Origin of the sequence: Cupriavidus necator (assembly GCF_013141915.1) — a bacterium.
In the GTDB taxonomy this organism is placed as follows: domain Bacteria; phylum Pseudomonadota; class Gammaproteobacteria; order Burkholderiales; family Burkholderiaceae; genus Cupriavidus; species Cupriavidus necator_B.
In genome coordinates, this window is sequence record NZ_SROX01000007.1 from 169,024 (window position 1) to 188,381 (window position 19,358).

At 67.7% G+C, this 19,358-nt stretch carries 15 protein-coding genes; 2 read left to right on the plus strand and 13 right to left on the minus strand.

The features are described from left to right. Position 1: 1 nt before the first annotated feature. Together E5S69_RS15435 and E5S69_RS15440 are read right to left on the minus strand one after the other, a co-directional pair. A complete protein-coding gene (locus tag E5S69_RS15435; RefSeq protein ID WP_171515517.1) occupies positions 2-1,087 on the minus strand; it encodes a Zn-dependent alcohol dehydrogenase in 1,086 nt (361 codons plus the stop codon). Positions 1,088-1,176: 89 nt separating this feature from the next. Beyond that, positions 1,177-2,853, minus strand: coding sequence for a phospholipase D family protein (locus E5S69_RS15440; protein ID WP_171515518.1), 1,677 nt, complete (start codon positions 2,851-2,853; stop codon positions 1,177-1,179). Positions 2,854-3,302: 449 nt separating this feature from the next. On the opposite strand from E5S69_RS15440, the gene E5S69_RS15445 reads away from it, so the two are divergent. Continuing rightward, positions 3,303-4,841, plus strand: a complete 1,539-nt coding sequence (locus tag E5S69_RS15445; protein WP_171515519.1) for an amino acid permease — start codon at positions 3,303-3,305, stop codon at positions 4,839-4,841. A gap of 84 nt (positions 4,842-4,925) precedes the next feature. Next, positions 4,926-6,584, plus strand: coding sequence for an amidohydrolase (locus tag E5S69_RS15450; protein ID WP_423766643.1), 1,659 nt, complete (start codon positions 4,926-4,928; stop codon positions 6,582-6,584). Positions 6,585-6,677: 93 nt separating this feature from the next. Here the strand turns inward: E5S69_RS15450 and E5S69_RS15455 are convergent, their stop codons facing one another. From E5S69_RS15455 to E5S69_RS15505, 11 genes are all read right to left on the minus strand, one after another. Beyond that, the gene (locus tag E5S69_RS15455) at positions 6,678-7,133 is read right to left on the minus strand and encodes a nuclear transport factor 2 family protein (protein ID WP_171515521.1); all 456 of its coding nucleotides are present in this window, start codon (positions 7,131-7,133) and stop codon (positions 6,678-6,680) included. Between the two features lie 85 nt (positions 7,134-7,218). Continuing rightward, a complete protein-coding gene (locus E5S69_RS15460) occupies positions 7,219-8,475 on the minus strand; it encodes a DUF1329 domain-containing protein (protein WP_171515522.1) in 1,257 nt (418 codons plus the stop codon). Between the two features lie 15 nt (positions 8,476-8,490). Next, positions 8,491-10,062, minus strand: a complete 1,572-nt coding sequence (locus E5S69_RS15465) for a DUF1302 family protein (protein ID WP_171515523.1) — start codon at positions 10,060-10,062, stop codon at positions 8,491-8,493. A 33-nt stretch (positions 10,063-10,095) separates the two neighbouring features. Beyond that, positions 10,096-12,501 carry an efflux RND transporter permease subunit gene (locus tag E5S69_RS15470; protein WP_171515524.1) on the minus strand — a complete coding sequence of 802 codons (2,406 nt, stop codon included), beginning with the start codon at positions 12,499-12,501 and terminating at the stop codon, positions 10,096-10,098. Between the two features lie 27 nt (positions 12,502-12,528). Next, positions 12,529-13,503, minus strand: coding sequence for a WD40/YVTN/BNR-like repeat-containing protein (locus E5S69_RS15475; RefSeq protein ID WP_171515525.1), 975 nt, complete (start codon positions 13,501-13,503; stop codon positions 12,529-12,531). 345 nt (positions 13,504-13,848) lie between these two features. Continuing rightward, on the minus strand, positions 13,849-14,196 hold the full coding sequence (locus tag E5S69_RS15480; protein WP_171515526.1) for a YciI family protein: 348 nt from the start codon (positions 14,194-14,196) through the stop codon (positions 13,849-13,851). A 29-nt stretch (positions 14,197-14,225) separates the two neighbouring features. Then, entirely contained in the window at positions 14,226-15,284 is a 1,059-nt protein-coding gene (locus E5S69_RS15485) for a maleylacetate reductase (RefSeq protein ID WP_171515527.1), read from the minus strand. A 16-nt stretch (positions 15,285-15,300) separates the two neighbouring features. Then, positions 15,301-15,960 (minus strand): alpha/beta hydrolase, encoded by a 660-nt coding sequence (locus E5S69_RS15490; protein WP_171515528.1) that lies wholly within the window; start codon positions 15,958-15,960, stop codon positions 15,301-15,303. Positions 15,961-16,030: 70 nt separating this feature from the next. Then, complete coding sequence (locus E5S69_RS15495) at positions 16,031-16,990, minus strand: VOC family protein (RefSeq protein ID WP_171515529.1); 960 nt, start codon at positions 16,988-16,990, stop codon at positions 16,031-16,033. 73 nt (positions 16,991-17,063) lie between these two features. Continuing rightward, positions 17,064-17,861 (minus strand): citryl-CoA lyase, encoded by a 798-nt coding sequence (locus E5S69_RS15500; RefSeq protein WP_423766640.1) that lies wholly within the window; start codon positions 17,859-17,861, stop codon positions 17,064-17,066. Next, entirely contained in the window at positions 17,861-19,354 is a 1,494-nt protein-coding gene (locus E5S69_RS15505; RefSeq protein WP_171515530.1) for a class I adenylate-forming enzyme family protein, read from the minus strand. Before E5S69_RS15505 ends, E5S69_RS15500 begins: the two co-directional genes overlap by 1 nt. Positions 19,355-19,358 lie beyond the last annotated feature (4 nt).

Sequence of the window (19,358 nt, forward strand, 5' to 3'; positions counted from 1 at the left end):
CCTAGTCGAACAGGATCACCGAGCGCGCCAGTTCGCCGCGGCGCAGTTCGTCGAAGGCATCGTTGATGCGCGCCAGCGGCAGCCGCTGCGCGATCAACGCGTCCAGGTGCAGGCGGCCGGCCATGTAGAAATCCACCATGCGCGGCATGTCCACCGGGAAGCGGTTGGAGCCCATCAGCGAGCCCTGGATGCGCTTCTCGCCCAGGAAATCGCTGCCCTTCAGCTCGATCTTGACCCCCGGCGCGATCATGCCGATCACCGTGGCGGTGCCGCCGCGGCGCAGCATGGCAAAGGCCTGCTCGGTGGTTTCCTTCAGGCCGATGGCTTCGAAGGCGTGGTGCACGCCGCCGCCGGTCAGGGTGCGCACCGCGTCCAGCACATTGCCATCGCTGGCGTCGATCACGTCGGTCGCGCCGAACTCGCGCGCCAGCTGAAGCTTGCCGGGCACGCGGTCGATGGCGATGATGCGGCCGGCGCCGGCAATGGCGGCGCTGTTGACCGTGGCCAGGCCGATGCCGCCGCAGCCGATCACGGCGACGGTCTCGCCCGGCTGCACCCGGGCGGTATGGATCACGGCACCCATGCCGGTGGTGACCGCGCACCCGATCAGCGCGGCGCGGTCCAGCGGCATGTCGCGCCGGATTGCGACCAGCGCGTGCTCATGGATCAGCATCTGCTCGGCGAAAGCCGACAGGTTCAGGAACTGGTGCATGGCCTTGCCATGCGGGGCCACCAGGCGCGGCGCCTCGTCTTCGCGGCGGCGGGTATCGGGTTCGGTGCACAGCGACAGGTGGCCGGTCAGGCAATGCTCGCAATGGCCGCAGTAGGCTGACAGGCAGGTGATGACGTGATCGCCGGGCTTGACCGTGCGCACCTCGGCGCCGACCTGCTCGACCACGCCGGCGGCCTCGTGGCCCGGGATGGTGGGCAGCGGGTGTGGGTACGCGCCGTCCACGAAGTGCAGGTCCGAGTGGCACACGCCGACGGCGGCGGTGCGCACCAGCACTTCGCGCGGCCCGGGCTTGCCGATCGCCACGTCTTCGATCACCAGCGGCGTCCTGGGTTGATGCAGCACTGCAGCTTTCATGGAAGTCCTCTCGAGGGGAGCAACGGTGCCGGAAAAAATACTCCCAAACCGAGATTCAGGAAAGCCGCCGGCCGCGCGCCGGGCCGGCTTTACAGCTCTTCCTTGATCGGGAGCACGCGCAACACGCCGATCCCCAGGTGTTGCAGCGGGCCCATGCCGGGCTCGCTGGCGTACACCACCAGCTGCCCTTTCTCGCGCGTGGTCCAGGTCAGGCGCGGATTGCCCCCGTCGCCATCGGTCTGCAGCCCGACGCGGTAAGCCATGTCGAGCAGAACGTCCTCGGTGGACTTGATCATGCGTTCGGCCAGTGCCGGGCTGTCGAGCACCACCCCCATCTCGGTATTCAGCCTGGCCGAGCGCGGGTCCATGTTGAGCGAGCCGATAAAGACCAGGCGCCGGTCGACGATGTAGTTCTTGGCGTGCAGGCTGGCGCGGCTGGACGAGAGCCAGGCGCGCGAGCGCGACCCGCGCGCGGCCTTGCCGCGGTTGGCCAGCTCGGCATAGGCGCTGGGCTTAAGCTCATAGAGCTCGACGCCGGCCGCCACCAGCGCCTGGCGGTGCGGCGCATAGCCCGCGTGCACCGGGCTGACGTCGGTGGCTTCAAACGAGTTGGTCAGGATGCGCACGCGCACGCCGCGCCGGGCCAGCGCGATCAGCCAGGCTTCGCCGTCGTCGTCGGGCACGAAGTAGGGCGAGATCAGCAGCACTTCCCTCTGCGCGCCGCTGATCATCTTCTCCAGCCGGGCGGTGGCGTCACCGGGGTCGTCATTGGTCCGGTGCGTGATCTTGGCGGCCTTGTCGGACACCACCACCGCCTTGCCCGAATAGCCGGGCATGTGGCCGCTCTCGATGCCCTTGGCCAGACCCGAATCCAGCAGCTCCTGCACGTAGGGGCTGGCCACGGCCTGGTCGCCGCGCGCCTCCAGCCGCTTGCGCAGGTTGCGCATTTCCACCGGCGCTTCCTTGCCCGCCGGGATCAGCGCCACCACGGGGTAGGACGACGCGTCGTTCCAGTACTCGTCGAACACCGCGGACACCTGCGGCACCGCCGGCCCCGCAACCAGCACGTCGAGGTCGCTGAAGTCCATGTCGGTGCGTGCCGAGAAGTACGCGTCGCCGACATTGCGCCCCCCCAGCAGCGTGATCTGGTTGTCCACCGTCATCGACTTGTTGTGCATGCGCCGGTCAAGGCGCTTGAAACCCGTCAGCATTTCCAGCCAGCGCACGCTGCGGTTGGCAAACGGGTTGAACAGGCGGACTTCGACATTGGGATGCGAATCGATCGCCGACAGGATCTTGTCGAGGCCGCCGGTGTGCATGTCGTCGAGCAGCATCCGCACGCGCACGCCGCGGTCGGCCGCGTCGAGGATGTCGCCCAGCACGGCCGCGCCGGTGCCGGTCGGCTCGAAGATATAGGTCTGCAGGTCCAGGCTGCGTTGCGCCGCGCGCGCCATCGCCAGCCGCGCCGCCAGCGCGTCGGGCCCGGACTGCAGCGGATAGAACAGCGACTCGCCCGGGCGCTTGGCCAGGCGCGGCGCCAGCACCTTGCCCAGCGGTGTGTCGTTGGTGTTGGCCGGCGCGCTCGACGGGGTGCGCTCCGCCTGCGCCGGCAGGCTGGCGCAACCGCCCAGCACGGCGATGCCGAGCAGACCGGCCAGCGCGATGGCGGCCAGCCGGCCCGCGCGCCGGCACCAGCCGGCGCCGGCACCCCGTGCGGGCGCCGGCCGCGGGGCGTCAAACGGAACATCGCTGTGCGTCTGGAACATCCGTCAGTCTCCCTGCACCAGTGAATGAAGGAACGGGGATGGGCCGGTTCCTCACACCGGCCGGCGTGCAGCGCCTGCTATTTCGCAAGATATACCGCGGGCGGCGGCATCGGCAGCGGTGCCATTCCTGTCCGTGCCGGGAGTTTGTCCTACACCGCCGCAGGTCCGGCGGGCAGGCCATGGCGCGGCGGCGGCGGCGGCACTTCGCCCAGCGGCGCTCGGCCACAGCCGGCGGGCAGCGGCTTTCCCTGCACAGCGATTTCTCTTATGATGCGGGCCAATATACCGGCCGGTAGCACCGGGAGGAGGCCTTGCGGCATCTGTCGCCGCCCGTGCGGCTGGCGGCGTGGCGCAGCTTGCAGCCGCCCGGCGCTGCCGGCATCGTTGCGCGCCTGCGCCGCCCTTCGCCTTGCCTTGCAGCGCAGGGCGCGCGCCCAGACCGGATCCCGATGTCGACCCAACCTTCCCAGCCTTCCTCCGCCGGCGCGCCGGCGCCCGCCTTGCGCCGCACCCTGCGCGCGCGCCATCTCACCATGATCGCCATCGGCGGCTCCATCGGCACGGGGCTGTTCGTGGCGTCGGGCGCCACCATCGCGCAAGCCGGGCCCGGCGGCGCGCTGGCCGCCTATATCCTGATTGGCGCGATGGTCTATTTCCTGATGACCAGCCTGGGCGAGCTGGCGGCCTATATGCCGGTGTCGGGCTCGTTCGCCACCTATGGCGCGCGCTATGTCGACGAGGGCTTCGGCTTCGCGCTGGGCTGGAACTACTGGTACAACTGGGCGGTGACCATCGCGGTGGAACTGGCCGCGGCCCAGCTGGTGATGCAGTACTGGTTCCCGGACACACCCGGCGTGCTGTGGAGCGGGCTGTTTCTCGGCTTGATGTTCGCGCTCAACGCCATCTCGGTACGCGGCTTCGGCGAGGCCGAATACTGGTGCGCGCTGGTCAAGGTGGTGACGGTGATCGCCTTTATCGGCATCGGCACGCTGATGATCTTCGGCATCCTGCGCGGCGACATGGCGGCCAGCCCCGGGCTGGCCAACCTGACCGCCGGCGATGCGCCCTTCGTCGGCGGGTTCCCCGCGCTGATCGGCGTGGCCATGATCGCCGGCTTCTCGTTCCAGGGCACCGAGCTGATCGGCGTTGCCGCCGGCGAGTCGGCCGATCCGGCGAAGAACATCCCGCGCGCGGTGCGCCAGGTGTTCTGGCGCATCCTGCTGTTCTACGTGCTGGCGATCCTGATCATCGGCATCCTGATTCCCTACACCGACCCCAGCCTGCTCAAGAGCGACGTGCAAACCGTGGGCATCAGCCCGTTCACGCTGGTGTTCCGCCATGCGGGCCTGGCCTTTGCCGCCGGCGTGATGAACGCGGTGATCCTGACCGCCGTGCTGTCAGCGGGCAACTCCGGCATGTATGCCTCGACCCGCATGCTGTACAACCTGGCCACCGAGGGCCGCGCGCCGCGCGTGTTTGCCCGGCTGACACGCAACGGCGTACCGCTGGTGGCGCTGCTGGCCACCACCGCGGTCGGCGCGCTGTGCTTCCTGACCTCATTGTTCGAAAGCAAGTCGGTGTACCTGTGGCTACTGAACCTGTCGGGCATGACCGGCTTCATTGCCTGGCTCGGCATCGCCGTCAGCCATTACCGCTTCCGCAAGGGCTTTGTCGCGCAGGGGCTGGACCTGGACCGGCTGCCCTATCGCTCGCCGTTCTTTCCCTACGGCCCGGTCTTTGCCTTTGCGCTATGCCTGGTCGTCACGCTGGGCCAGAACTACCAGGCCTTTACCAGCGGCAAGATCGACTGGGTCAGCGTGGCCGCCACCTACATCGGCATTCCGATCTTCCTGCTGATCTGGCTGGGCTACCGCATCGCGCGCAAGACGCGCTTCGTGCCCTATGCCGAGATGGAATTCCCCGCGCTGCCGGCCAGGGGCGACGACGCCATGCCGGCGCCCGCCGTCGCACCGGCAACCGGTGAATAAGCGCCGTTCCCGGGCGCTTCATGAAGCAGTAAAAAAACAACAAGCACAACAACAAGGAGCATCGCTTTGAAGAAGGCAAACCGCATGACCATGCTGGCGCTGGGCGCCGGCATGGCACTGAGCCTGCCCGCGCACGCCGCGCCCACGCTGGTGGAGTCGGTGCAGGGCTACACCCTGCAGCAGGACCAGGTCACCCGCTTCACCGGCCTGGTGTTCGACCAGGGCAAGGTGCTGGCCACCGGCGAGGCCGCCGCCCTGCGTGCGCAGTATCCCGGCGCGCAGCGCATCGACGGCCAGGGCAAGACCCTGCTGCCGGGCCTGATCGACGCCCACGGCCATGTGTTCCGCCTGGGTTTCAAGACCACCGAGATCTCGCTGTCGGGCACGCGCACGCTGGCCGAGGCGCAGGACATGATCCGCGCTTATGGCGACAAGAACCGGCAGCGCCAGTGGCTGCTGGGCTATGGCTGGACCCAGGTCAACTGGAAGCTGGGCCGCTTCCCGACGGCGGCGGAGCTTGACGCCGCGGTGTCGGACCGCCCGGTGCGGCTGGTGCGCGTCGACGGCCACGCCGCATGGCTCAACACCAGGGCGCTGCAGCTGGCCGGCATCACACGCGACACCAAAGATCCGGCCGGCGGGCGCATCGAGCGCGATGCCAGCGGCAACCCCACCGGCGTGCTGGTCGACAAGGCCATGGCACTGGTCAACAACGTGATCCCGCCGTATAGCGACGACGATCGCCGCGCCGCGCTGGCCGCCGCCTTGGCGCATATGAACGCGCTCGGCCTGACCGCGGCGGGCGACGCTGGCGTGACCGTCGCCGAAGACCGGATCTACCGCGAGTTCGCCGACCAGGGCAAGCTGACCGCCCGCATCTACGGCATGATCCGCGACACCGGCGACGACTTCAAGGCGCTGTCGGCCAAGGGGCCGCTGTCGGGCTATGGCAATGACCGCTACTACCTGCGCGCGGTCAAGCTGTACGGCGACGGCGCGCTCGGCAGCCGTGGCGCGGCGCTGATGGCACCGTACTCGGACGACCACGTGCACAGCGGCCTGCTGTTCATGAGCGATGCCGCCATGCAGGCCGCAGTCAAGACCGCGATCCAGGCCGGCTACCAGGTCAACATCCACGCCATCGGCGACGCCACCAACCACCAGGTGCTGGACGCCATGGAAGCGGCGTACAAGGACGTGGGCGGGCGCGCTCTGCGCAACCGCGTGGAGCATGCCCAGGTGATCGCGCTGCCGGACATCCCGCGCTTCAAGGCCCTGGACCTGATCGCGTCGATGCAGCCCACGCACGCCACCAGCGACATGAACATGGCCGAAGACCGCGTCGGCAAGGACCGCATCAAGGGCGCGTATGCCTGGCAGACGCTGCTCAGGCAAGGCACCGTGATCGCCGGCGGCTCGGACTTCCCGGTGGAATCGGCCAATCCATTCTATGGCCTGCACGCGGCAGTCACCCGCACCGACCATGAAGGCCGCCCCATCCACGGCTGGCATCCGGAAGAAGCCATGACCCTGCCACAGGCCTTCCGCGCCTTCACGCTGGATGCGGCCTACGCCGAGCATCAGGAGAAAACGCTGGGCTCGCTCGAGCCGGGCAAGTGGGCGGACTTTATCCTGGTCGACCAGGACCTGTTCAAGGTAAAGCCGGCGGATATCTGGAAGACGCAGGTGCTGGAAACGTGGGTGGCTGGGGAGCGCGTTTACGCGAAGGACGGCAAGCGGTAAGCCAGCCATAGCCAGGCGGTCGCGTGCGGCACCGCTCCGGTGCCGCGGTGCAAGGCGAGCTGCCCGGGCGCCGCGCCGCCAGGCCGTGGCGGCTCAGTTGCGCACGCCGGGCCCGCCCTGGCGGGGCAGCCACGGATACCGCCCCGTGTCCTCGTCGCCATAGTCCGGGTCCAGGTACACATAGCATCGCTGGATGCGGAAGTCGCGGATCTCGAAGACATCGCACCAGTGGCCGGCATGGGTCACGCCGGCCCGCCACGACGCGCCCGACTTCATCGTGCCGCTGGAGGTGCCCTCGACCACGACCATGTCGCCCTGCTGGATCACATTGGCATGGGCGATGTCGTGGCTCACCGATTCGAGGATCCCCATCAGGTCGCTGAACAGCGCTGCGATGCGGGTGCGCCCGCGCGCCACCCCCCACTTCGGGAAGTACAGCGTGGCGTGCTCGTCGAATAATTCGACCACGCTCTCGCCGCGGTCCATGCGGCGGAAATACTCCAACGCAATCGCCTTGCGCTGTTCGTCGGTCATGGGTCTGGTTTCCATGGTGTCCGTCCTTCTCCTTGATTCGGGAACGGGCGCGCCGGCAGGCAGCCGGCGCGCGCTGCACGCTGCGGGGTGCTGCCTGGCGCTACTTCGCGATCGACTCGAGCGCGCTGTAGCTCATGTCGGTTTCCTTGATCTTCGCCTCGTTGAGCTTGTAGCCCCGGAACAGGTAGATGGAAGCGTGGCGGGCCTTGAAGTCGATGATGTCGCCCTGGACCGAGGATGAGTACCGGGTGCCGTCCTCGCCCACCGACGGCGTCATGTGGAAGTTGATGAACTTCCAGAATTCGCCCTTCTTGTCGTACGCTTCGCCCATGTAGACGCGCGGGTAGTTCACGTCCATGTAGACCACCTTCTTGCCGTAGGGATGCTCGGTCGGCGGCGTGCCTTCGATGACCCAGACCTCGCGCGGCTGCCAGGTCTGCACCGGGTTCCAGTACGGCGGGTTGCTCAGGTCCACCGTCTTCCACGCCTCGGGCGTGCCCTTCTTCGATGGGTTATAGCCGAGCTTGGCGTCCGAGATCGCCAGGATCCAGCGACGGCCGACCAGCTTGATCTTCGGATACCACGAGGGTCGCGCATTCCACACATAGATGTCGTCGTTCAGCACGTCCAGACCACCGACCGGATCCATCCACGCGCCGCCGGACAGGCGGCGGGTGCGGCGGGCCGACTTGATGTACGCCCAGCTGTCCTCGAGCTTGGGGCTGTCGTAGCGGATGGTGAAGGTGCCGAGCCCACGGATGTCTTCCGGCGCTGTCGCCGCAAACAGCGTCTTGCTCAGGATGCTGCCGTCACCCAGCACGGGCTGGTCGCCACTGAGCCGCCCTTTCATGTAGAAGCGCTGGAACACCCAGTCCTGGGTCGACTCCAGGCCCTTGTCCCCGCTGATCATCAGGAACGTGGCCTTGTTGTTGATGACATCGCCTTCCGGCGACGCGTAATAGAAGTTCCAGATCAGCTTGTCGCCCGCGAACGCATCGTTCTGGTTCACGTCCGGAAACGGCACGCCGGCGACCCAGCCGGTCACCTCGCGCGTCTTCTCGTCGAACGCCGCCTTGCCTGCGTTTTTCTTCGTCGCCTCGAGGTACTTGGGGTCCAGTTGCACGGGCTTGGCATGGCCCAGCGGGATCTTCAGGCCGGTATTGCGGATCTGCCACTCCAGCTTGTCGGTCAGCAGGCTGGCGATGGTATGCCCGTCAAAGGTGTCGGCCTTGACCTTGTCGATGTTGGCTTTGTCGATCACGGTGCCAGCGGGCAACTCCGCCGCGCGCGCGATGTGCGCGGTAACGCCGAGTGCTGCGATCGCGCAGAGCGCGAGAGTATTCCTGATGCTATGCATTGGTGGGTCTCCTGCTTAGAACTGTCGCGTCAGGCGAGCGACGAATTGGTCATTGTTGGCAAACGAGCCGAACAGGCCGGTCGCGCTTTCGATCTGGCGTGGCTGCCGCTTGTGCTTCGAGAAAAAGAGATCGGCCTCCAGCACCAGCCGCCAGTGGTCGCCATAGACGAACTCGACGCTGGGGATCAGGAAGCCGCCGCCACCTTGCAGCGAGGCGCCGGCCGCCAGCTGGGGATTGATCTTGTCGTTCTTGTAGTTCAGGCCCAGGATGACGGTGGCAATGGTCGAATGCTGGTTCGCGGGCCTGCCATAACCGACCATGTTGACGATGTCATCCGAGCGCTTGTAGTTCTGGATCCATTTGTCGAACACCTGCACCGAGAAAAAAGATGGCCTGCTGGTGCCGAGCAGCCGCGTCAGGTTCAGGTTCTTGTCGATGCGGACCATGGTGGTGACCAGGTCCTTCTTGATGATCCCGCCGAAACCCGGCAGCGCCCCGCCGAAGAAGTTGGTGCCGACGTTGTACGGCGTATTGCGCGTATAGACCAGTTCGGTGCTCAGCACGGAATCGATCGCCGGCACGTAGCCGCTGACGGTGGCGCCGAACAGGTCGATCTTGGGGAAGATGAAATCGCCGAGCGCCCCGGTCGGCGTCGACCCCGCCGGGGCGAACGCCGAATTGACGACCGGGTCGTTGTTGAAGGTCTTCAGGTAGGCGAGCGAATAGTTGACGGGTCCGGCAATGCCCTCCCAGCGCATGCCCCAGGTCTTGTCGCTGACGTCAGCGCCTGGCGCACGGTAGTTGTAGTTCAGCGCCCCCGGCGCCAGGAAGTCGACGCCCTTGTAGGGCTGGCCCGCCCAGCGGCCACCATACAGGTCGTAGCTGTTGCCGACGTCGCGCAAGCGGTCGATGCCGGGCCGGAACAGCAGTTGCAGGCTGCCATCGGCCTCCGGTACGTCGACCTTGGCCTTGACCAGGAACAGCGGCTTGCGCAGTTCATCGCCCTCGCGCTCGAGGAACGAGCGCCAGCGATAGTCGAAGCCGTTGACCAGGTCGAGCGCACGGAAGAAGTCGGTTTCGCCCCACACCACCTGTTGCTTGCCGATGCGCAAGCTCACGCGGTCCAGCGGCGAGAAATCCGCGTAGTACTCGCGCAGCTCGGCCTGGTTGTACTCGTCCATCAGGCTGCTGCCGGGGCCGCCCGGCGAGTTCTGCCGGTTCAGGTTCTGCAGGTCGCGCAGATAGGAGGTCTTGTACTCCTGGTCCGCGCGCCCGACCACCTTCCAGGCAACGGGACCGGTCTTGGCATCGGCGTTCAGCAACAGCGAGCCGCGCGCCATCGACGGCGAGAAGCGGTCGTTGCGAGACGTTTCCGGCGGGTCCTGCAGATTGAACGAGGTCCATGCACGGGCATAGCCGCCCAGGCGGAAGCTGTAGTTCTCCGGGCTCGTCACGCTGTCGGCCGGGGCTTCCGCGTCCGCCTCGGACGGCGCTGCGCGCACGGCGGCGGGTCCCGACAGGCAGGCCAGCAGCAAGCCGGCAGCGCCGGACCTGCGGCCGATGCCGCCCCAATGGTTCAGTTTCATAGTCTCCTCCAGCCAGTATCAGTCTTGTTGTGTTTATCGAAGCGGGGTCTGCGCTTCCGGAAGCGCGAGCGCAAGCTCCGCAACGCGCTCCGGTGCCTGCCTGGCCCCGGCCCTGACAATGAATGCCGGCCGGAACACCAGGACCATCGCCGGCATGATGAACAGCGCGCTGAGCGCGGACACGAACAGCCAGATCGCCATCAGCACGCCCATGTCGGCCTGGAACCTCAGCGACGAGGCGCACCACAGCACCACGCTGGTGGTCAGCGTCAGCGCCGTCACCATCACGCCGCGCCCCGCGCCGTGCAGCGAAGCAACGGTTGCCGCCGTCAGGTCCTTGCCCTCGGCCAGCTTTTCCTTGATGCCGTCCACGATGTAGAACGCATAGTCGACGCCCAGGCCGATCCCGAGCGCGGCCACCGGCAGCGTGCTCAGGTTCATGCCGATGCCCTTCCATGCCATGTAGCTGAAGGTGATGGTGTTGGACAGGATCACCGGCACCATGAAGAAGATGCCGGCCGTCATCGAGCGGTATGCCACCGCGCAGCACACCACCAGCACCAGCAAGGCCAGCGCGATGCTTTCGATCTGGCCAGCCAGGATGACCTCGTTGACCGCCGCCAGCACGCCGACCAGGCCGCCGGCGAGGCGGTAGGTGCCCTCGGCCAGCGGATGCGCCTCGACGTATGCCTTGAGCCGGGCCATCGCCGTGCGGATGCTGTCGCCGCGGTGATCACGAAAGAAGAACGTCACCGAGGCGTCGCGGGACTGGCTGTCGGTGAAGCGGGCCATGTCGCCCGGATCGGAGCCCGACACGAACATGTACATCAACTCGCCGTTCTCCTGCGCGGTACGTCCGGGCTCGAGGTAGCGCGGGTTGTTCTCGTTAAGGACCCGCCGCACCATCGGCACGACGTCGGCAATGGACACACTGCCGCCGATTTCCGGCTGCGCGGCCATATAGCGCTGCATTCCCGCCATGCTCTCCAGCACCTGCGGTTCCTTGACCGCATTGGGCCGGTTGCCGGAAAACACCGCATAGAGACGGTCGGCCCCCTGGAACTGGCGATTGATCGCGGCGGCGTCGCGGTTATAGGCAGAGTCCGGCCAGAGGATCGGCGAACCGGGCTGCGCATCGCCGACCTGGATGCGCGCGGCGTACCACGCCGACACGCCGAACACGGCGACGGTGGCGACCAGCACCGCGTAGCGCCAGCGCGTGGTGGCGGTATGCACGCAAAGAGCGAGAATGCGATCCAGGCAAGGGCCAAGATCCAGCCCGTGCGCGTAGCCGCGCGGGTAGCGCACCCACGACAGCAGCACCGGGGTCATGACGCAGGCGCTGACCGCAATGGTCATGACCCATACCGTGCCGATGATCGAGACCTTGTGCATCAGCGGGATCGGGGTCAGCACCACCACGATCATGCAACCGGCGTCGGCCACCACGCCCAGCATGCCGGGCTTGAACAGCTGCAGCATGCTCGCCTTCGCTGCCGCGCGCGTGGTCAGCGCTCCCGCGGCAAGTTCCTCGTCGAAGCGCGACACCAGTTGCACCGCGTGCGAGATCGCCCGCGCGGTGATCAGGAATGCGATGACGATCACCAGCGGATCCAGGTTAAAGCCGAGCAGTCGCGCCGTGCCCAGCGCCCAGGCGGCACTGCTGACGCCCGCCAGCAGCGGCAGCAGCGTGCCGCGCCAGGTCCGCGCGATCAGGAACAGCAGCAGTACCAGGCAGCCGATGGTTACCAGGAAGATCTGCAGGGTCTCGGGCAGGAAGTGCTTGATCCAGCCGTACAGGATCGGCTCGCCGGTCACGCGTACGCGCACCCCGTCGCCGCGCGCCGCCTCGGCAATCGACATCACCTGCGGGAAGATCTTGTTGTAGTCGGCCGCGTTCTCATAGAAATCGACCGTCACCAGCGCCGACCCGAGGTCGCGCGACACATAGGCGCCATAGACCAGCGGGTTGTTCAGCACGGCCTGCTTCAGCTTGTCGATGCCGGCCTGGTCTTGCGGCACGTCGGGCCACATCAGCGGGTTCGAGTCGATCGCCTCGGTCGAGCCGCGGATTTCCTTAAGCTTGCGCGAGGCCAGCGAGACGATCTGGAACTGGTTGGCGCCATCGACCTGCTGCAACGCCGTCGTGACCTGCTTGACCTTGTTCAGGAACGGCGTGTTGAAGATGTCGCCGCGCTCGGCTTCCAGCACGATGCTGACCACGTTCGATCCGCCGAACGCATGCTTGTACTGCTCATGCACCTGGATATAGGGGTGGCTGCGCGGCAGCAGGTCTTCAAATACCGTCCTGACCTCCACCTTTGTCGCCACCGCCAGCATCAGTGCGGTCACGAGAAAAAAGATTCCCGCCACCCAGGCCCTTCGCTCCATGCAGGACTCGACCAGGCGTTCGAGCCCGCTTCCCAGTGTCTTTTTCATGTCTCTCTCCAATCCTTGCTGCGCGGGTTACAGGGCGCCAGCCGCGGTGGCGGCCAGGCGTGAGCCGGCAACGTAGTAATTGCCGTGCTGCGCGCGCACCCTCGTGTACCAGCCGCGATCATCGGCAGCGATGCGCGCCGGTCGCCAGTTGCCGACCGCGCTGCCAGTTCCTTCGTGAACCAGCACGATGCCCTTGTCGCCCACGGCAACCCACCGCTTGCCATCCCACGTCACGTCGAACAAGTCTTCATCGGTCGCCGGCGCCGCGGCCTTCCATGTGCTGCCGCCGTCGTCGCTGGCCAGCACGGTGCCGCGCAACCCGACCGCCACGGCCTGGCCGGCGTCGTTGAAGCGCACCGACATCAGGCTGTGCTTTACGGGGCTGGCGACGCTGGTCCAGCTCGCGCCCCCGTCGGCAGAGGTGCGGATGCGGCCGAACTCGCCGACCACGCAGCCGCGTCGGCCCTGGAAATCGATTCCGTTCCACGCGGTGTCCTCGTGCTGTGCCACGGACTGCCACCTTTTGCCGTAATCGGTCGAGCGCAGCAGCGCACCGCCACTGCCCACCGCCCAGGCGCTGCCGTCCTGGCTGACCTGCACACGCATCAGCTTGTTGCTGAAGGCCGACTTGGGGGTTTGCGCGGCGCGCCAGGTTTGCCCGGCATCGTCGGTAGCCAGGACCACGCCGTCGTTGCCGACCGCGACCGCGCGCCGGCTGTCCCACGCGGCAATGTCCTGCAGGGTTTCGCGGCCGGGTGCCGCCTGCTGGCGCCAGCTGGTGCCGGCGTCGGCGCTGAAGAGGATCTTGCCGTGGGAGCCGGCCGCCCAGAGGCCGCCATCGGGCAGTGTGGCGAGACCATAGAAGGCGTCGCCACGCTCGATAAGCGGCTGTGCCACGGCACCGCCGGCCGGCTTGGGCTTGACGAAAAGGCCCGCATACAGCAACCCGCCGATAATGGCGAGCGGCATGCCGGAGAGGAGGAGGCGTTTGATTCGTTCCATGATTGAAGACTTCATCGTGACAACTTCGACGGGACCGCGTCCCGGCAAGCGGCATGCAGGCCGGGCGCGGGACGAGCGGCGCCCTGCCGGCGTGCAGCACACTTGCTTCAGGCGCAGGCCACCCCGCAGGGTGGCGCTGCATGGCTTGGGTTTGACTTGGGGCGATGGCCTGCCGGCGGCAGCAGGCTAGGCGGTATCAGGCGCCGGTACGGCTACCGGCGCGATGGATGGCTTGTACATGTTGTCTCCTGCGGAAGTGCGGTGCCGGCGAGGCACCGCCATCTCGCTAGTTTTATGAATGGTGATGGTGATGGCGCCGGTCCCGCGGCGCCGGCGGTCGCGGTCTCAGCCGGCGGTGGCGCGGCTTGCCGCATCCACTGCCCGTTCCAGCTCCTCATGCAGGATGCGCGGGTTCGGATGCGGGGCGAACTGGATCAGGCGTTCCACCTCGACGCGCTCCAGCAAGCCGGCGCGGTGGTAGGGCTCATCGGCAATGAAGGCCTCGGCCTGCTGCCGCCGCTGGCAGTCGAGGACCAGGAACAAGCCGCGCGGAAGCTGGTCTTCGCCGCACAGCGCGCCCGCGCACACGATGCCGGGCAGTGCCGACATGACATGGCGGATATGGTCCGGCCGCAGCTTTAGCCGCGATGCCGCGACGCCGGGACGGAAATAGGCACGAACGATGTATGACATGGTGATGCTTCCGGTCGGGTCCTCAGGGTTCAGCCAGGCGTCGCGCCGTGGTAGGCGCGCTGCAGCAGCGCGCGGATCGCCGCGCGCTCGATCGGGCGGGGGTTCGGATACGCGCCCGCCACGACCAGGTCGGCCGCGCGGTCGAGCCCTTCCTCGGGCATGCCGATTTCCCGCAGCGAGCGTGGCACGCCGAGGCCCTCGCCCAGCTGCCGCATCCCCGCCGGCGCGGCCTCTCGCCCGAGCGCGCGCGCGATGCGCGCCATGGCGTGCGGCACCAGCGCGGCGTTGTAGGCCAGTGCGTAAGGCAGCATGACCGTGTGCACTTCGGCGTGTGGCAGGTTGAAGCTGCCGCCCAGCGTGTGGCAAAGCTTGTGGTGCACGCCCATCTGCAGGTTGCCGAGCACGGTGCCGCACAACCACGCGCCGTAGAGCGCTTCGCCGCGCGCCTGCAGATCCTGTGGCGCGTCGCGCAGGCGCGGCAGGACCGTGGCCAGGGCCCGGATCCCCTCTTCCGCCATCAGGCTGAACACCGGGTTGCCATCAGGGGCGTACAGCGCCTCGGCGGCATGCGCCATGGCGTTCATGCCGCTGGTCATGGTGAGCCCGGGCGGCAAGGTCAGGGTCAGTTCGGGGTCATAGACCACCGCCCGCGGGGCCACGCGCCAGTCCCTGCCGGTCTTTTTGTGCGCCGCCTCCGTGATGCCATACAGCGGCGTCATCTCGGAGCCGGCATAGGTGGTCGGCAAGGCCACGATCGGCAGCGCCGATTCCAGCGCAATGGCCTTGGCCAGGCCGACGGTGGAGCCGCCCCCCACCGCGATGCACCCGTCCACGCCAAGCTGCGCGACGGTCGCCATCGCTGCGCGCGCGACTTCGGCGGGGACGTGCATCACCGCCTTGCTGTAGACGCCGACCGAGCGGTCGCCCAGCAGCGCGGCAACCTGCTCGCCGAGCGCGGCTTGTTCCGGCGTGGTCAGGACCAGCGCGCGCCGGATCCCCAGTTGTTCCAGTTCCCGCGGCAGCAGGCGGCGTGACCCGGGGCCAAAGACGACGCGCGCGGCGCGGGTTTCGTGGACAAACGGCTCCATGCTCACAGCTCCAGTATCAATCGGCTTGCGGCGCGCAAAGCGTCAACGCGGCCTGGGCAAAGGTCAGTTCGGTATCGCGGATGGCATGGTCGCAACCCGGCTCGACCACCAGCCTGACGTCGGCGCCCGCGGCACGAAACCAGCGGGCCGAGTCCTGCACGCTGTCCAGCGGCACATGCGGGTCGGCTTCGCAGGTCGACAACAGCACCGGCATGTCGCGCAGGTGCTGGGGCATGACCGGCCTGGGCATGCCGGGTGGGCCGATCAGGCCGCCCGTGAACGCCAGCAGCGCGCCGTAGCGCCGGTCCTGGCGCCACACGAACTCGGTGCACAGGCAGGCGCCTTGCGAGAAGCCGATCAACACCTGCGATGCGTACGGAAAGCCCAGTGCAAGCAGTTCGCGCGACAACACCTCGAGCCGCTCCAGCGCCTGCGACAGCCGCGGTTCGTTCCGTTCAAGCGGCTCGATGAAGCGCTCGGGATACCAGCTGCTGTCGGCCGCCGCCGGCGCAAACCAGGCGATGTCGGGCCGCCCGCAGCGCTCGACCACCATCTGCTTCATCAAGGCTGGAGACTGGCCGCGGCCATGCACCAGGATGGCCGCCATGGTGGCCTCCCGCGCAGGCGCACCAAAGACGGCCACTGGTGCGCGCAGATGTGGGTTGGGTTCAGACATGGATGCTGGCCTTATCGGGTGTGCGGGTGTGCGGGAGGGCGGCGGCACCGTGCGCCGCCCTCTGCTCGGTTCAGTACTTCAGCGCTTCCAACGACCGCAGGATGCTGTCGCGCTGGCTGGCGAACTGCGGCGCGACCTGCACCTCGGCGCCGAGCGTCTCGTAGGGCTCGTCGATCAGGAAGGCCTGGGGCTTGGACACCGTGGCCTCGAACAGCGCCCCGCTGGGGGTGCGCACGTAGATCGATTCGAAGTAGCCGCGGTCCTTGCGTTCCGAGGTATCGGTAAAGCCCAGCCCTTCGAGCCTGCGCTTGAAGTAGTCCTGGGCCGCATGGTCCTCGACCTGGAACGCGCAGTGGTGGACCGTGCCGGAGCCATAGGTCCAGCTCGCCTGCGGCATGGCGGTTTCCAGCGCATAGTCGACGAACTTGCCGGAACCGCCGTCGCCGAAGGCAAAGCGCGCGTATTTGCCGTCGCGGGCCACTTCGCGCGCCGACCAGCCCGCGTCCATGAACTCCTGCGACGACTCCATTTCGCGCACGTTCACCGCAATGGTGTGCAGGCCGCGGATCGCCAGCTCGGCCGGGACCTCGCCGTTCGAGTATGGCTGGCGCGCGTCGTCGGCAATGCCGATCAGTTCGTACTCGATGCCGCACGGATGCGCGAACGCCAGCACCGGCTCGCCGAAGCGCTCGGAGCGGCGGACCTCGAAGCCATGGTCGCGCAGGCGCTTGTCCCAGAACGGGATTGCGGACACCGGCACCGACAGGGCAAGGCTGCCGATCTGGCCCGTGCCGCGCGTGCCCTTGCGGCCAAAATGCGCCACCGGGAAGCAGGTGATCAGCGTGCTTTCCTCGCCGATATCGTTGCCGTAATACAGGTGGTAGAAAGGCGTGCCGCCGTCGTAGATCAGGGTCTTCTTGACGCTCTTGAGCGATAGCACCTTGGTGTGGAAGTCATAGTCTTCCTGGGCGGTGCCGACGCTTAGCGTGATGTGGTGATGGCGCTGAATCGAGGGTGTGGCTTGGGTCATGAGTGTCTCCAACGGTTTGTCGTATCGGGGTGGCGCGCGATGCCTGCGGTTGGGCGTGGCGCCGGGCTTCTGCTCAGGCTGACGGGGGCGCTTGCGTCATGGCGTGGTCGACCAGGCTCCAGATAAAGCGGCCAGAGGGCTCTCGCTGTTCCTCGGCGATATGCGCGATCAGCCCGGCGGTCCGGCTCAGCACGGCAAACCCGCGCATCAGCGCCGCCGGAATGCCGATATCGCCAAGGATGGCGGCGATCGCGCCGGTGGCGTTGATGGTGATGTGGCGTCCCGCGGCAGCGTCGACTTCGGTGGCCAGCAAGGCCAGCGCGGCGCAGCGCTGGCCATCGGTGCCGAGTTCGCGCGCCAGGCGCAGCAGCGCGATCGCGCGCGGATCATCGGGCCGGTGCAGGTGATGGCCGAAACCCGGCACCGCGCGGCGGCTGGAACGGAATTCGGCGGCAATGCGCTGCGCCTCGGCTGCACCTTGCTCGCCCGCGGCCACGATGCGGTCGAGCAGCGCCGCGGCCGGCTCCATGGTGCCGACAAACTGGCTGGCGACGGCGAGCAGGCCCGCCGCGACGCCTGCCTGCAGGTTCTCCGGCGAGCTGGCGTAGATCATGCGCGAGGCAATCGCGCTGGGCGTCATGCCGTGTTCCATCAGCGTCACCAGCACGGCTTCGACGATCTGCCGCTCTGCTGGCGACGGCGTCCTGCCGAAGGTCTGCTGCATGAACACATCGATGAAGCTGGCCCGCCCGAGCAGATCCGCGACCAGGTCGCTTTCGCCGTAATAGACCGCCTGCTCCGTGTAGCGGCACAGCTTCGTGGCCGGCGCCGCGGCCTTGCCGCCGTTCCGGGCTTCCGTGTTGGGCATCATCAGCTCCGATGGTTGAGGATCATGTCCCGCACGGCGGGCTTCAGCACCTTGCCGACGGCGCTGCGCGGCAGCGCCTCGAACAGGTGGACGTGCTTGGGAGTCTTGACCGAACCGAGCTCGCGCTTGACCAGCGCGATCAGGTCGTCGGTCTCGACGCACATGCCCGGGCGCAACTGCACCGCCGCATGCACCGCCTCGCCCCACTTCGCATCCGGCACGCCGACCACCGAACAGTCGGCCACCGCCGGGTGCGCCGACAGCACGACCTCGACATCGCTGGGATAGACGTTGAAACCGCCCGTGATGATCACGTCGCGGAGGCGGTCGCGCAGGAACAGATAGCCGCGCTCGTCGAGCACGCCCGCGTCGCCGGTGCGCAGCCAGCCATCCACCAGGGTCTTGCGGGTTTCCACCTCGGCCTTCAGGTAGCCGCTCATGACCAGGTCGCCACGCACGGCAATCTCGCCCTCTTCACCGGGCGGCAGCGGCCGGCCTTCCTTGTCGACGATGGCCACGCGGGTCAGCAGCGACGGCCGGCCGACCGAGGCCAGGTTGTGGCCCGACATTTCATCGGGCGGCAAGAACGTAATGATCTGCGGCGCCTCGGTCTGGCCGAACGACGTACACACCACCGGCCCGAACACCGACTGCGCGTCGCGGATCTGCTCGGGGCGCATGGGCGCGCCGCCGTAGACCAGGTAGCGCAGGGCGCGCAAGGCACGCGGCGCGCGCCGCTGCTCTTCGGCCAGCGCCATGATCAGCGTGGGCGGCGCGAAGAACAGCGTGGCGTGATGCCGCTCGGCGGCATCGAGCAAGGCCGGCGCCTTGGCGTACTCCGGGAAGACCAGCGCCCCGCCCACCGCGAGCAGCGGCAGCATGTAGGTCGAGGTGCCATGCGTGATCGGCGCGGCGACCAGGTAGCGATCGTCTGGCGTCAGCCCGAGCTCGTGGACCTGGGTTGCGATATTGGTGTTCCAGGCCCGCAGCGGCTGGATCACGCCCTTGGGGAAGCCGGTGGTGCCGCCGGTGAACTTGACCGCCTGCGCCTCGGCCAGGTCGACGCCGGCACGCGCGCGCGGTCCCATCATCACGCGCGAAGTGTCGGCTGCCGGCCGTGCCAGCACCGCCAGCGCATGCAGGGTGGCCGGCGCGCCCGCAAGGCGTGCCGCCATATCGGCATCCGCCAGTACCAGCGATGGCTCGACAAAGTCCACGATGCGCCGCAGTTCCGGATCACCGTTGCGCGGATTCAGCGGCACCCACACCTTGCCGGCCGCCAGGATGGCGAGGATCGCCAGCAGATGGTCAACGGTATTCGCCGCGCCGACGCAGACCCGGCTCCGCGGCACGGGATCGAGCGCCGTCAGCGCCGCCGCCCGGGCAAGCACGACCTCGGCCAGCTCGCGGAAGGAAAGGTTGCCCGTGGGGCTGATGATGGCCACGCGGTTCGGATGCCGGTGGGCGGCCCGCCACAGGAAGTCGATAGGGTACATGCTG